Origin of the sequence: Microbacterium sp. AK031 (assembly GCF_024807145.1) — a bacterium.
In the GTDB taxonomy this organism is placed as follows: domain Bacteria; phylum Actinomycetota; class Actinomycetes; order Actinomycetales; family Microbacteriaceae; genus Microbacterium.
Genome location: NZ_JANUCA010000009.1, coordinates 84873 through 99059 on the forward strand (window position 1 = coordinate 84873; position 14187 = coordinate 99059).

Sequence of the window (14187 nt, forward strand, 5' to 3'; positions counted from 1 at the left end):
GCCCGCGACCAGGAGGGCGAGAGACGCGAGAGCCGCGGCGGCGTGGTCGCTCAGCGCGAGGAGAGTGATCTTGAGGGTGGACATGGGTTGCAGCTTTCAACGAGAAAAGCCGGCCAGCCCAGGCGCCGCTGCAACTCGGCACCCGGACTGACCGGCTGGTTTATGGGCGCGCCTAATGAGGTTGCAGGCTCAGGCGCAGCGACTCGATATATCGTGTCGCGGGTTCGTGATTCGGGAGCTTGCCCCCGGGAAGGTCATGGTTTACGCGAAGCCCAGTCGCTCGCGGTCCTCGGCGGACAGCAGGGCGACGGCGGCCTCGTACCGCTCGCGAGTACGCTGGCGACTTCTTTTCAGCGCATCACGCTGGCAGGGTCGGCAGTAGCCACCCCGGCCCGTCGGCTCGCTGCGGTTGCGCGGGAAGTCGGTGACCGGCTTCTCCGTTTGGCAGGCGGGGCAGCGCTTCGTGAACTGGACGATGTCAGGCATCTGCGGCCTCCGTCAGCTTTGCGGCCTGGGACTTGATGTGCGCCAGCCGGGACGCGGAGCGCTCGGGCTTGGTGCCTTCACGGCGGCGGCGGGCGCGGTCGTCGCGGATGGTGCGGTTGATCTGGGCCAACATGCCGGAGTAGCTGGCGATGATGCGGGACTCGAGAGCCCCGGTCTTGGCCAGTTGGGAGTCGGCCTGGTCGGCGACAGCGCGGGCAAGACCTATGATTCCGGCCATTCGGTCTTCAGACATGACGGGGTCAGAGTCGATGACAGATTCGAGGTCGTCGCGGAGAGTCACTGGTTCCTCCGAGCGGCTTCGGCATGCCCGACCGATCGAGCATGCAGCAGAAGCAAGTTGAGGGCTTGGGCGTAGGACTTGGTGTCGGTCGCCGCTGTGAGGTTGTTGTAGCCGGGAGCCATGGGCAGGGTCGGCACGTAAGCGCGCAGGAAATGAGTGACCTCGGCCAAGCTGGCGGGCTGGGCTGACTTCGCTTCGGCGAGCTCGCGCTGGGACTCGTTCAGGGCACGATCAAGGACAGCGCGCTCAGCCTTCAGACCCTCGTTCTCATCGCGCAGCTGGCGGAGCTCGCGCTGCATCAGGAAGGTGTCGTTCTTGAAGAAGGGCATGATGCCTCCAGATCAGGATCGGTGGAATCGGAAATGGGCTCGCCCTGGATTTGAAAAGGTCCGTACATCTAAGAACCATTGCCGGGAGTTGAGCCGTCGCCCATCCGCCCAGAGGTTTGAGGGCCCCTTACCCCGGGGGGAGACACCCAGCCGGCGTGGGCCGACTGAAGCACTCCAGCTGGGCGGGTGTTAGGGACTGAGCGACGACCTAGCTCACTAGTGTCAGGTCGCCGCTCAGCCGGGGTACCAGGTCGGGCGCGTGGCATACGGCACGCCGGCCTGGTAGATGCGGGGGACCAGCCCTTGCCCAGACGCCGAGGCATACGGCAAAGCCGGCAGGAGAGCAAGGCGTAAGGGCAGGGCTGGTCCGTGCCAATCGTCGTGAGGTGATGAATCCTCGCGCATCGACTCTGCACGCCGGGTTCCTAGGCCTCGTGCAGTCTGATCGTCAGGGTTACGAAGCCTGCATCAGCACTCGACCACGCCCGAAGGAAGGCAGGCTGTCGAGACTCGCAGAGCTGGACCCCAAGATGGGACTCCGCGAGCTGGTGACCTGCCCGGCTTTGACACCGGGCAAGTCGGCTGAGTTGACCTACTCAGCGGAGGTTGGGGCTGGCTTAGACTGCAGCCAGGTCCACGAGGGCGATGGCTGCGGGCTTGACCACGTCAATGGCCGCCTTCAGCTCAACGCGCACGCGCTTCTGGTTTGCGTCGAACAGTGCGCCCGACTCATCCCACTTGACGCGGACACCCTGGTTGTCCACGCTGATGCCGACAGCACTCGGGTCCAGGACGATCGCCTGGCCGAGAGTGGCCGCGGAGCTGATCAGGACGGGAACACCGAAGATGGTTTCCGCCGGACCAGTCGCGCCGGTCGCGAGAGCGCCACCCAGACCGAGGTCGAAGGCACCGCTCGAGTTGCGGGTTGTCACCAGCTCCAGGTAGTCGGTGCGGTGGAGGATCACCAGGCCGGTCTCGTAGCCGAGGGTGTTGACCGCGAGCTGACCAGCGGCGATGGACGCCAGGGGCTCAGAGCCAGCGACGACAGGCTGTGCGCCTACGGCGGTCTGCATTGCTGCGACTGCCGAGCCACCCAGCTTCTCGTAGATGCCGCGGGTCATTGCCTGCGTCAGGTACGCCTCCAGGTTGGCCGCGTCGTCCAGGGTGTCCTGGTCGACAGGCTGCGAGACGTGCGCCAGGAACTTCAGGGTGCCGTCGACCGACTCGACCTCATAGGTGGACACGGGCTTGTTCGCGCCGGTCTCCACGAAGGCGGCCTGGTTGTCGATCGTTGCCTCACGGATGAAGCGGTAGGACGAGCTGCTGCGGGTGGTCGTGGTCAGGAAGTTGACCACGCCAACGGGCGTCTCGCGGCCCTTGAGGATGACCTCGGAGTGGAGGTCCAGCGGGACTACCGAACTGCCGGTCGCCACGAGGGACTTCTGGCCGCCAGCACGAAGTGCGGCCTTGACCGCAGTAGCGCTGGTGTCCAGGTGACCCGACTTGGCACCGAACGCGTCGGACGCGTTCCAGTCCTCGCCCGGGAGGGCGGTGAGGCCCGCGCCGTTCTGGGCTGCGCGGAGGAAGCCCTTCAGCTGCGTGATGCGGTCGGTGATGCGTTCGACCTCAGCCACCTCAGTGGTGGTCAGGTCGGTGTGGGACTTGGCGAGGAACGTGGAGCCCTTCGCCTGAAGCTGGGAGAGTTCCAGCTCGATGGACTTGATGTCCATAGTTGACTCCTAATGGGTAGTCACTAATGCGATCGACTGATCGCGGAAGTGCCTGCCCGACGGACCGCGCACGCGACTGAGCACCCGTTGACCTCCTGGTCCTCGGGGTGATGTGGACGCCGTGTGTCGGCTGGCCGAGTGACGCGCAGCAGCTCTGCCCTCATGGGCCTCGGCTGCGCTCGTCGGCGGCGGAGTGTGCCGGCAGTTCCCCATAGCTAGCTAGGCCGGCGGGGCTTGATCGGCTAACCCGCGTGATGCGGGTGGTCTGGTTGAAGGGGTCGGGCTGTGAGAGCCCGTTTCTCCCTCTACTTATCTATAGCGTTTGCTGCGTACATCCGGTCGGTCAGGCGGTCTCAGGGAAGTGGTCGACGGCATAGATGCCCCAGAAGCCCCACGACCCTGTGCGCTTCATCTCGCGGAAGCCGCGTTCACGCAGCTCACGGTAGAGGTCGTGTGGGGTAGCCCAGCGCGCACGACCGACTGTGGTCCTCTGAGAGACGCGCCAGAGCGTGGCACGGGGTGACCACTCGTCAGGCACGAGATCGAACACGGGCAGGCCCTCGGTGATCGGCCCAGCGGGCCGTGGGGCCGGGCGAGACGCGACACGAGGCACTGCGCGTCCTGCGATGTAGTCGAGTGTGGCCGGGGTGATTGCGGGCATGCGTGGTGTGAGCTCGCCTTCCGCCTGCGGGGCGACCCAGTCGCGGGAGCCGACCACATGGAGGATCATGGCGATCCGACGCTCGGGCACGCCCACAGCGACCAACCAGGCAATTGGGGCGCGATCGCTCTTGGCCCGGTTGCACTGGTCACAGCAGGGTACCCCGTTCCAGATGTCGCTGGTCCCGCCGTCGTTCAACGGCCAGAAGTGGTCTACGGTCAGGCCGACGCGACGGCCGCAGTATGCGCAGCTCCAGTGGCGCTTAGGCCCCCAGCGCTGTTCGGCGAGGGCAGAGAAGGCGATGGCGTCAAGGACGTGGCGGGGCATAGGAAGCTCCTCAGGAAGAGGTGGAAGTGGGAACGCGCTCGGGGGGAGGCGGGAATAGTTGCGATTGTGCCGTGGAGTCGATGCCGTCGGATGTGCCCCCGCGAGAGTCCCGAGGTCACGAGGGCAAAGGGGCGTAAAGGGGGCCGCGTTTTGTATTAGTCCTTAAGGGAGGTCGGTCTTATAACTAAATAGGAAGCGTGGCCCCTTCACGCCCCAGGCGCCCCTGGAGCCACGATTCCTAGGAAACACTGGTAATGGGGGCGATATGGGCAGGTGTTGTAGCTACCCTGACGCGCTCCCAGGGTAGCTGCGTCGCCCCGGGGGCAGCAAGGCACAGGCTTTGCGAGAGGCCGCAAGGTGCCTGCGGGCGCGTGGTTGGCGACCCGGAGAGTCACCTTTATAACTGCCCTGACGGTGTACCCAGGGCAGGCGTAGCTACCCTGGGAAGATGTCAGGGTAGCCATGGTTTAGTCGTGATCCTCGGCGTAGTAGGCCACGGAGTCGCTGAGGTCGGGTGCTGGCTGGCGGGGGATGAGCAGGCCACGCCCCACTGTGTCAGGCGCCTCGGGGTCGCCGAGGTCGATCCAGTGCGGGATCAGGCGCTCAGGCTGGAAGACGTTGGAGCCCCTCACCGCCGAGGGCAGGAGCTCTATTCGATCGAGGCCGAAGCGTGCCAGCAGGTCACGCCTGGCGAAGTCGTCGGAGTCAGCCCAGGCCTCGGCGATCGTTCGTCCAGTGGGGACGAAGCGCCTCGAGATGGTCGCCGGCGTCGCCTGGAGCTCCGTACGCCTCCCCTTAAGCGTCTGGAGAGCGACAGCAAGCTTGGGCACATCGGCGTCATCCTGGACCATCTGGGCCACTGTCTGGTCGATCGCAGCCTGCACCCTGGCGAGCTCGTCGGCGGTCTCGGGATTGGTCACGACCTCTTCGATGGTCGCCTCGGGCCAGTGGCCGCGCTCAGCGAGGAAGGTATCAGTGACCGCCTTCTCCGCGAGGACGGCCCTCATATTCGGGCCTGGACAGGTGCCGCCAGCTCGGCGGGCACAGGTATAGGTCGGGTGACCTGATCGCACCGTGACCCAGAGCTTCTTCCCGCAGACCGAACAGAAGAGCAGGCCGCTCAGGAGGCGCGCCTGACGGGGGACTCGGCGCGGCTTGCCACTTGGGTTCTTGCTGGACTTGATGCGGGCGCGGAGTCGAGCTGAGGTGTCGGCGTCGAGGGCGGCGGGGAAGGGCTGGAGGGGTAGGCCCTCATCATCTAGGACCAGAGACCAGTCCTTGCGCCGAGTGCCAGGGACGGGCTTGCCCACGCTGACTCGTCCGAGCACGGCGTCACCAGTGAGGATCGCGGCGACAGCTGGCCATGACCAGACACCACGATCCAGGTCCTCGGCCTCCTCGCCTCTGATCAGGGCCAGCCGATACGGGCTTCGAGTCGTCGGGACTCCATCGCGCATGAGGACATCGGTCAGAGCGTTGATCGGCCTGCCCTCCAGGACCCATGCAGCCATGCGTCTGATCGTGGCTACCTCGGCGGCGTCGAGTACCAGGGTCCGGCCTCGGCCTGAGGGGTGAGGGGCTGGACGGAAGCCAAAGGGGACCGTGCCGCCCTTGAACCTGCCTGCCTGCTGATTGGCCCTGATCGCGGCGCTGACCCGCATGGCGGTGTTGTCGGCCTCGGAGCGTGCTACCTCGGAGAGGACTGCGGCAGTCAGGCGCCAGCTTGGCTGGCTCGATCTGATGCCGTCGCGAAGAGCGACAAACTCTGCCTTGGGACTGCGGTCCAGGACCTCGACCAGACGACCGATGGCGCCCAGGCCTTGACGAGTCCAGCGATCGAGCTTCCAGACTAGGAGGACCTCGGCTTCGCCGTCGTCTAGCATCTGCAGGGCTTGGTCGGCGTTGGCTCGTGTCTTTCGGCCAGACAGGCCGTCATCGACCAGGACCTGAGCGACTTCCAGGCCCTCGGTTTCGGCGAACGCGCGCAGGTCGGTCTCCTGGCGTTGGATCGAGTCGGACTGGCCATCGTTGGCGTCGGAGACCGACAATCTGAGGTAGAGAATGGCTCGCTTCATGTGGAGAGATTACTGTATGAAGTCGGGAGGTCTCGTCGTCCTGATCTGGGCGGTGGCGGGCCCGGCCCTGACCGGACTGTTCGAGCAGGCGATCTCGCGAGTATCCGGACTCTGACGTGCGGTGGCGAGAGGCGGCGGCAGATGAGCGCGGATCGAGCCCGGTCGAGTTCGTGCTCGTCGGTTCGCTGCTCACCGTCCTCACTCTCGCCGTTCTGCAGCTGGGCCTCGCCGTGTACGTGCGCAATGTGGTGCACGATGCCGCCGTCGAAGGCGCGCACTACGCCGCGCTCGCCGACACCGCTCTGGAAGAAGGCGAGGAGCGCACGCGACTGGCCATCACCAGGGCGGTCGGTGCGACCTACGCCGAGGACATCGCGGTAGCCGAGAGCGACAGGCTCGGGCATCCGACCGCGGTCGTGACGGTGCGCACCACACTGCCCATCGTCGGGCTGCTCGGCATCCCCTACGCGATGGAGGTGAACGCGGATGCCCCGTTGGAGACTCTGGGCGAGGAATGACGACGGCGCCGCGGCGCTGGAGTTCATCACGACCGGCGTCATCCTGCTCGTTCCGCTCGCATACCTCGTGATCACCCTCGGCGCGGTCCAGGAGAGCCTGCTCGGTGTCGAAGCCGCCGCCAGACACACCGCTCGCGTGATCGGCCAGGCGGACGATGTCGATTCCGCAGCGATGAACAGCGATGCCGTTCTCACGAGCGTGATGGATGAATACGGAATGGATGCCGAGAGCGTCGACGTGTCCATGTCCTGTGCCCCTGCCGGCGCCGCATGTCCTTCGGCGGGCGCGACAGTCATCGTCACGGTGAGCACGCGCGTCTCGCTGCCGTTCGTGCCGCCGATCTTCGGCCTCGACAAGGCGGCGAGCATACCGCTCGAGGCGGTCGCCGCGCAGAAGGTGTCGCGCCTATGGGGCACCGGATGACGCGGCGGCGACCCTTCGCGGAGGATGAGGACGGCAGCATCCTCCCGCTTCTTCTGGGCTACGTCGTGCTCGCGATCGCCGTGATCTTCGTGTGCACGTGCGCGACCGACCTGTACATCGCACAGAAGCGTCTCGACTCCCTCGCCGATGCCGCGGCGCTCGCCGGAGCCGACGGGTTCACGCTCGTCGTGGACGGCGAATCGGTGCGTGCGGAGTTGACGGATGCCGGAGTGCAGGAGCAGGCGGTCGCGATCGTCGACGCGATGACGATCGAGGCGGCTCTCGTCTCGGCATCCGCTCCCGACGGTGTGACGGCTCGCGTCACGGTCGCGGCAGCCTGGCATCCGCCGCTGTTCTCCCCGTTCGTGCAGGGTGGCGTGCCTCTCGAAGCGACGGCGACGAGTCGCACCGCGCTGCGTTGAGGCGAACAGCAGTCGCTACCGATCCGGTCGAGGGCTGAAACGGGGGATCCAGCGGATGAACCCGAGCGCCCCGAGCAGCCCCACGACGCCGATCACACCGGATGCTACAGACAACGACGCCATCGCGGTCACACCTGAAACGATCAGCGGTGCGACGGCACCGCCCGCATCCGTGAGCGTGCGCCAGGAGCCGAGGAACGCTGCCGGCTCCTGCTTGGGTGCGGTATCGGCTCCTAATGTCAGCAGGATGCCGCTGGAGAGACCGTTTCCGACTCCGAGCACTGCCGCCAGCATCCCGAACCACAGCACCGCGGAATCGCCTTCGTGCGTGAAGGAGAGCACGAGGAATCCGATGCCCATCAGCACCATGGCCGGCATCGCCGCCCACAGCCTGCCGAAGCGGTCCATCACCTGACCGCTCGCATAGAACAGGGCGAAGTCGATCGCACCGGAGACTCCGACGACCAGCGCGATGGTCTGGGCGTCGAGCCCGAGCGACACTCCCCACAACGGCAGCACGATCTGTCGGGCGGATCGCACCGCAGACAGGGAAGCGGCGGCAAGCCCCAGCCGGCCGAGCACACCGCGGTACGCCCACATGGTGCGGAAGATGCCCGCGCGCTCGAGTGTGGGGATCGAGCCGGTCACCACTTCGCCGGTGTCCTCGGAGAGCGTGGAGTTCGAGGCGGCCGGCGGCGTGGTCTTCTCCGGATCCGGGCCGAACAGCACCAGAATCACCATGACGATCAGGCAGCCGAGGAAGAACCAGATCGCGGCGTGCTCGTCGAACACCTGCAGCAGGGCGGCCGTCACGAACGGCCCCACGAAGACGCCGAAGCGGAAGCTGCCACCCAGCAGCGACAGTGCACGGGCACGGAAGGCGACAGGCACACGCGTCGTCATGAAGGAATGCCGCGCGAGGCCGAAGGCCGCGGCACAGAAACCGAGCAGGAAGACGGATGCTGCGAAGGCGGCGAGCACGGGGGCGAGCACCATCGCGACCACAGCGCCGATGGAGATCACCCCGGCGAGCACCATCGTGAAGCGCTCGCCGATCCTGGCCACCGCCCATCCAGCGGGGAGGTTGCCGCACAGCTGGCCGACGACAAGGGCAGAGGCCACCAGCGCGGCGGAGGCCACGTCGGCGCCCATGTTCGCTGCGATCACCGGGATCAGCGGGATGACGGCGCCCTCTCCGAGGGCGAACAGGATCGTGGGCAGATACACCATCGGCCCGAACTGCCTCAGGACCGATGACGCGCTGCTCACACGGCCACGCTACTCCGAGGTCGAACCCCCGCAGATCGCGGGCGATCCACGGTAGGCTGGGGTGTCATGCTCGAACTAGATCTCTCCGCCGAAATTCAGGCGCTCAGGCACACCTTCGGCGATATCAGCGAGGTCGTCGACGTTTCGCGACTTCGCGAGGAAATCGCCCGGCTCAGTGAGGAAGCGGGCGCACCCGACCTCTGGGACGACACCGAGCGCGCTCAGAAGGTCACGAGCGCCCTCAGCCACCGGCAGTCGGAGCTCGCCCGCATCACCGGCATCGCGCAGCGACTCGACGACCTCGAGGTGCTCGTCGAGCTCGCCAATGAGATGGGCGACGAGGACTCAGGCCAGGAGGCGCGCTCCGAGCTCGCCGCCCTCACCGACGTGATCAACCAGCTCGAGGTGCAGACGCTGCTCGACGGCGAGTACGACGACCGCTCCGCGATCATCACGATCCGCTCCGGCGCGGGCGGCGACGACGCAACGGACTTCGCCGAGATGCTCATGCGCATGTATCTGCGCTGGGCCGAGAAGCACAAGTATCCGGCCAAGGTCATGGACACCTCGTATGCCGAGGGCGCTGGTATCAAGTCCGCCACCTTCGAGATCGATGCCCCGTATGCCTTCGGCACGCTGTCGGTCGAGGCCGGGACGCACCGCCTCGCGCGCATCAGTCCGTTCGGCTCCGCCGACAAGCGTCAGACCAGCTTCGCTGCCGTCGAGGTGATCCCGCTCATGGAAGAGGCCACTGCGGTCGAAATCCCTGAAGGTGACATCCGCGTCGACGTCTTCCGCTCCTCGGGCCCAGGCGGCCAGTCCGTCAACACGACCGACTCTGCCGTGCGACTGACGCACCTTCCGACCGGCATCGTCGTCTCGATGCAGAACGAGAAGTCGCAGATCCAGAACCGTGCCGCCGCCATGCGCGTGCTGCAGACTCGACTCCTGCTGCTGCAGAAGGAGGAGGAGGCTGCGAAGAAGAAGGAGCTCGCCGGCAACATCACGGCGAGCTGGGGCGACCAGATGCGCTCCTACTTCCTCTACGGCCAGCAGCTGGTCAAGGACCTGCGCACCGGCCAGGAATCGGGCAACCCCGCCGCCGTGTTCGACGGCGATCTCGACGACTTCATCTCTGCAGGCATCCGCTGGCGCAAGCGCAAAGACGACGACTGAGTTCTCTCCCGTACGAGGGGGTGTCGCTCGCGGCGAGCGAGGGGCACGCGCTTAGGCTCGTAAAGCCATGATTCGGTTCGAGAACGTCACCAAGCGCTACCGCGGAACGAAGCGACCGGCCCTCGCCGGGGTCGACTTCGAGATCCAGCGGGGCGAATTCGTCTTCCTCGTCGGCGCCTCGGGTTCGGGGAAGTCCACGTGCCTCCAGCTCATCCTCCGCGAAGAGGTGCCATCGGCCGGGCGCGTCGCCGTACTCGGGCGCGACCTGCGCTCGCTCGCGAACCGTAAAGTGCCGTACTTCCGCCGCCACATCGGCTCGGTGTTCCAGGATTTCCGCCTGCTCTCGACCAAGACGGTGTTCCAGAACGTCGCTTTCACCCTGCAGGTGACCGGGTCCTCCCGCGGGTTCATCCAGCAGGCCGTGCCTGAGGCGCTGGCTCTCGTTGGGCTCGACGGCAAGGAGAAGCGGATGCCGCACGAGCTCTCCGGCGGCGAGCAGCAGCGGGTCGCGATCGCCCGTGCACTCGTCAATCGTCCGCAGGTGCTGCTCGCCGACGAGCCGACCGGAAACCTCGACCCCGCGACTTCCGTCGACATCATGCAGCTGCTCGCACGCATCAACGCGGGTGGCACGACCGTGCTGATGGCCACGCACGAGGCCGCCTTCGTCGACCAGATGCAGCGCCGCGTGATCGAACTGCGCGACGGAGAGATGGTGCGAGACGAGGTGCACGGAGGCTACGGCGACCGCTCGATGATCCCGCAGCTCGTCCCCGAGCAGGAGCGCGGTGCAGCCGCGACAGCCGCGCTCACCGCGGTACAGGCGGTGCAGCGTCAGACCGAATCGCTCGAGCCGCTCACCGTCGAGATGATCGCGTCGATGAAGGCTGCGCGCAACGCTGCGGCCGTTCCCGCCACCCAGACGGCGCCGGACGCTGACGCCGCAGCACCCGAGTCGACTCCTGCTGCGGAGCCCGCGGCCACCGGCCCGCGCACGCACCCGATCGTCCTTCCGGACGTCGACGTCGCCGAGCTCGGAGTGGCCGACCGCCTTGGGCTCTCAGACGGCCGAGACGACGAGGAAGTGGGACCGACATCGTGAGAGTGGGACTGATCCTCACCGAGGCCCTTGGAGGCCTGAGGCGCAACATCTCGATGGTGATCTCGGTCGTGCTCGTGACCTTCGTCTCGTTGACGTTCGTCGGCGCGGCGATTCTCATGCAGGGCCAGATCAGTACGATGCGCGCTTATTGGACCGAGCGAGCCCAGGTGTCCGTCTCGATGTGCTCCACCGTCTCGACCGGCGAGAGCTGCATCGACGGTGCGGCCACGCCCGAGCAGGTCGACCAGGTACGCGCCGAGCTGGAAGGCGATCCGCTCGCTTCGCTCATCGGCGAGCTGCGCTTCGAGACCAAAGCCGAGGCATACGCCAACATCACCGAGCTGCTCGGTGAAGAGCAGGCGAGCGTGCTCACCGAGGAGCAGATGTCGGAGACGTTCTACGTCACCCTCAAGGATCCTGGTCAGTCGCAGGTGATCGTCGAAGCGTTCGCCGGCATCAACGGCGTCGAGGAGGTGCGTGATCAGCTGCAGTATCTCGACCCGCTGTTCTCCGCGCTCACCGTCGCGACGTACATCGCGGTCGGCATCGCCGTTCTCATGCTCATCGCGGCCATTCTGCTGATCGCCACGACGATCCGGCTCTCGGCGTATGCCCGTCGCAAGGAGATCGGCATCATGCGGCTGGTGGGCGCGTCGAACCGATTCATCCAGACGCCGTTCGTGCTGGAGGGTGTGTTCGCCGCCTTCATCGGGTCGGTGCTGGCCAGCGCCGCTGTCGTCGCCGGCGTGCACTTCGGCGTCAACGGCTATCTGAAGGGCCGGGTGCCCTTCATCACCACCTGGGTGACGATGCAGGATGCTGCGCTCGTCGTGCCCGTGCTCATCGGCATCGGCGTGATCCTGGCGGCTCTGTCGGCCGGGTTCGCGATCCGGCGCTGGCTGCGCACGTAGCATCCGCCGCCGTCGTTGTAGACTGATGGGCTGTCGTGCGTTCTGCGCGGCACGGATCAGGAGAGCATCATGCCCAGGGAACGCGGGGAGAAGGTCGTCGCGACCAATCGTCGCGCACGTCACGACTACAACATCGAGAAGTCGTACGAGGCGGGGATGGTGCTCACCGGCACGGAAGTGAAGTCACTGCGGCAGGGCCGGGCGAACCTCAGCGACGGGTACGCATTCGTCAAGGGGAACGAGATCTTCCTCGATTCGGTGCACATTCCCGAGTACTCGCAGGGGCACTGGACGAACCATTCGGCCAAGCGCATCCGCAAGCTTCTGCTGCACCGCGAGGAGATCGAGAAGCTGCAGCATGCGGTGTCCGCAGGTGGCTACACGCTGATCCCACTCAAGCTGTATTTCTCCGACGGCAGGGCCAAGGTCGAGATCGCTCTCGCGAAGGGCAAGCGCGAGTTCGACAAGCGCCAGACGCTCCGTGAACGCCAGGACACCCGAGAGGCCCAACGCGCGATGCGCCTGCGCAATCGCGTCGGGGAGTAGCCGGCCCCTACAGTTGCGGCTCGAAGCCGAACACTTCGCCGAGAAAGCGCAGTTCGCGCTCGAGCGCGTCGATGATCGTCTCGGCGCGCCGGAAGCCGTGCCCCTCACCTGGATACACGACGTATTCGTGCGGGATGCCACGTGCCGCCAGCGCATCGCGGATCGCCTCCGACTGCGACGGCGGCACGACGCGGTCGTCCGCCCCCTGCAGCAGGAGCACAGGCACGTCGATCTGCTCGGCGTGGGTGAGCGGTGAGCGATCGATATAGATCTGCTCGGCTGCCGGCAACGGCCCCACGAGACCATCGAGGTAGTGCTTCTCGAAGTCGTGGGTGTCCTGGGCGAGGGCACGCAGATCGGTGACGCCGTAGCGGCTGATGCCCGCACTGAACACTCCACCGCGCACGAGCGCGGCGAGCACGGTCCACCCGCCGGCCGACCCTCCGCGGATCGCGATGCGGCGCGGGTCCGCGCGCCCGGAGTCGGCGAGCCCGCGTGCGGCGGCGAGCACATCGTCGACGTCCGTTATGCCCCACTGACCGTCGAGCCGCTCGCGGTAGGCGCGGCCGTAGCCGGTCGAGCCGCCGTAGTTCACATCGAGCACGCCGATGCCGCGGGTCGTGTAGAACGCGATCGCCGCGGAGGCCGCCCCGGCCACGTGCGCAGTGGGGCCGCCGTGCACCAGGACGATGTACGGCGGCAGTTCGGTGTCGGGCGCTGCGGCATCGGGATTCGCCGGTGCGTAGTCGAAGGCGTGCACTGGCCCGTTCGTGCCTTCGAGCGTGATGCGAGTGGCGGACGGCATCCAGTCGTCGTCAACCGGCATGCCGCCCCGCACCCGGTCGACTTCGCCGGATTCGACGTCCACGCACCACAGCCCGGCGCTCACGCTCGCGCCGCCGCCGGAGAGGAGTACGCGCGAGCCGGACACGTCATCAACGCTCACGTGGGCAGTGGCTGGCACGTCGAGCCGCCTCTCGGACCCGTCTCGCTCGATCAGCGCGACCTCGTCCGACCCGTTGGTGCGCACGGCGATGATCCGGCCGTGGTCCAGCGGTTGATACCAGCGGTTTCCGAGAACCCAGAGGCCGTAGCCGGTGTCGGCGTCGGTAGGGGCGATGACGTCCGGGCCGGAGGTGCGCACGAGCCCGTCGAGAGCGATGCGCTGCAACTGCCAGCGTCCGGTCGGATCGTCGGCGTAGACGAGCTCGGTGTCGCTGATCCACTCGGGCTGCAACGCGGCACGAGCGGGCATACTCGCGATCGCATCGCCGCCGAGTTCGGCGATGTGCAGTTGCGCCTGCTGCCACGGCATGTGACGGTCGCTCCACTGCACCCAAGCGATGCGGGTGCCGTCAGGGGAGACGGCGGGATGCGCCACGAAGCCTGAAGTCGCCACAACCACCTCAGCGTCGCCGCCGTCGATCGGGATCTCGACGATCGACCGCAGGTGCGGCTCAACCGACAGATCCTCCCTCACAGCCAGCAGCCGCCCGTGCTGCAGCCGGAGTCCTCCGTGATTCGGACCTTCGGGCGTCAACGGTTCCGGCTCCTCGCCGGGCAGCATCCGGTACACCCGCTGATCACCGGCATCGACGAAGTACAGGATGCCGTCGGCATCCGCCGTCCATGCCCCGCCGCCGTACTCGTGCACCCGCGATCGTGCGTTCCACGGCTCGGGCAGCAGCACGTCTCCGGTCGAGCTGCGCACCGTGACGCGGCCACCCTCGGCCGGCACGGATTCACCCCACCAGATCTCCTCGCCGACGAAGTGTGCACCGTCGATGCGCGGCGCGGATCCCGCGATGTCGGCGGCGTGGAAGGGAGACGACCAGGTTCCGTACGGCTGCATGTTTCGAGCCTATGCGGCTCCGATCTGACGCACGACGATCGAGGCGGCGCGGAGCCGG

At 66.8% G+C, this 14187-nt stretch carries 15 protein-coding genes and 1 pseudogene; 7 read left to right on the forward strand and 9 right to left on the reverse strand.

Going from position 1 to position 14187, the window contains the following annotated elements; translation table 11 throughout:
- Positions 1-261 precede the first annotated feature (261 nt).
- The 7 genes and pseudogenes from HDC95_RS15485 to HDC95_RS15510 all read right to left on the reverse strand — a co-directional run bounded on the left by HDC95_RS15485 (position 262) and on the right by HDC95_RS15510 (position 5909).
- Positions 262-486 (reverse strand): hypothetical protein, encoded by a 225-nt coding sequence (locus tag HDC95_RS15485; RefSeq protein WP_259064530.1) that lies wholly within the window; start codon positions 484-486, stop codon positions 262-264.
- Positions 479-739 carry a hypothetical protein gene (locus HDC95_RS15490; RefSeq protein WP_259064531.1) on the reverse strand — a complete coding sequence of 87 codons (261 nt, stop codon included), beginning with the start codon at positions 737-739 and terminating at the stop codon, positions 479-481. Before HDC95_RS15490 ends, HDC95_RS15485 begins: the two co-directional genes overlap by 8 nt.
- 44 nt (positions 740-783) lie before the next feature.
- A complete protein-coding gene (locus HDC95_RS15495; RefSeq protein ID WP_259064532.1) occupies positions 784-1116 on the reverse strand; it encodes a hypothetical protein in 333 nt (110 codons plus the stop codon).
- Between the two features lie 617 nt (positions 1117-1733).
- Positions 1734-2846, reverse strand: coding sequence for a phage major capsid protein (locus tag HDC95_RS15500; protein ID WP_259064533.1), 1113 nt, complete (start codon positions 2844-2846; stop codon positions 1734-1736).
- A 343-nt stretch (positions 2847-3189) separates the two neighbouring features.
- Entirely contained in the window at positions 3190-3597 is a 408-nt protein-coding gene (locus HDC95_RS15505; RefSeq protein ID WP_259064534.1) for a hypothetical protein, read from the reverse strand.
- Positions 3598-3639: 42 nt separating this feature from the next.
- Positions 3640-3834: pseudogene (locus HDC95_RS16935) on the reverse strand (HNH endonuclease); the annotation flags it as partial.
- 467 nt (positions 3835-4301) lie between these two features.
- A complete protein-coding gene (locus HDC95_RS15510; protein WP_259064535.1) occupies positions 4302-5909 on the reverse strand; it encodes a recombinase family protein in 1608 nt (535 codons plus the stop codon).
- Between the two features lie 116 nt (positions 5910-6025).
- On the opposite strand from HDC95_RS15510, the gene HDC95_RS15515 reads away from it, so the two are divergent.
- Genes HDC95_RS15515 through HDC95_RS15525 form a run of 3 tightly spaced genes read left to right on the forward strand, consistent with a single transcriptional unit; the run spans position 6026 to position 7273 of the window.
- On the forward strand, positions 6026-6427 hold the full coding sequence (locus HDC95_RS15515; RefSeq protein ID WP_259064536.1) for a TadE/TadG family type IV pilus assembly protein: 402 nt from the start codon (positions 6026-6028) through the stop codon (positions 6425-6427).
- Positions 6396-6851, forward strand: a complete 456-nt coding sequence (locus HDC95_RS15520) for a TadE family protein (RefSeq protein WP_259064537.1) — start codon at positions 6396-6398, stop codon at positions 6849-6851. The genes HDC95_RS15515 and HDC95_RS15520 overlap by 32 nt, the downstream gene beginning before the upstream one ends.
- Positions 6848-7273 (forward strand): pilus assembly protein TadG-related protein, encoded by a 426-nt coding sequence (locus HDC95_RS15525; RefSeq protein WP_259064538.1) that lies wholly within the window; start codon positions 6848-6850, stop codon positions 7271-7273. Before HDC95_RS15520 ends, HDC95_RS15525 begins: the two co-directional genes overlap by 4 nt.
- Before the next feature lie 15 nt (positions 7274-7288).
- On the opposite strand, the gene HDC95_RS15530 is transcribed toward HDC95_RS15525, so the two are convergent.
- Complete coding sequence (locus tag HDC95_RS15530) at positions 7289-8503, reverse strand: MFS transporter (protein ID WP_259064595.1); 1215 nt, start codon at positions 8501-8503, stop codon at positions 7289-7291.
- A gap of 105 nt (positions 8504-8608) precedes the next feature.
- Between HDC95_RS15530 and prfB the strand changes: the two genes are divergently transcribed.
- The 4 genes from prfB (at position 8609) to smpB (ending at position 12277) form a co-directional block, all read left to right on the forward strand.
- Entirely contained in the window at positions 8609-9718 is a 1110-nt protein-coding gene (gene prfB, locus HDC95_RS15535) for a peptide chain release factor 2 (protein WP_259064539.1), read from the forward strand.
- A gap of 67 nt (positions 9719-9785) precedes the next feature.
- Positions 9786-10820 carry a cell division ATP-binding protein FtsE gene (gene ftsE / locus HDC95_RS15540; RefSeq protein ID WP_259064540.1) on the forward strand — a complete coding sequence of 345 codons (1035 nt, stop codon included), beginning with the start codon at positions 9786-9788 and terminating at the stop codon, positions 10818-10820.
- A complete protein-coding gene (gene ftsX / locus HDC95_RS15545) occupies positions 10817-11731 on the forward strand; it encodes a permease-like cell division protein FtsX (RefSeq protein ID WP_259064541.1) in 915 nt (304 codons plus the stop codon). Before ftsE ends, ftsX begins: the two co-directional genes overlap by 4 nt.
- A gap of 69 nt (positions 11732-11800) precedes the next feature.
- Positions 11801-12277, forward strand: coding sequence for an SsrA-binding protein SmpB (gene smpB / locus HDC95_RS15550; RefSeq protein WP_259064542.1), 477 nt, complete (start codon positions 11801-11803; stop codon positions 12275-12277).
- Between the two features lie 7 nt (positions 12278-12284).
- Here the strand turns inward: smpB and HDC95_RS15555 are convergent, their stop codons facing one another.
- Entirely contained in the window at positions 12285-14129 is a 1845-nt protein-coding gene (locus HDC95_RS15555) for a prolyl oligopeptidase family serine peptidase (protein WP_259064543.1), read from the reverse strand.
- Positions 14130-14187 lie beyond the last annotated feature (58 nt).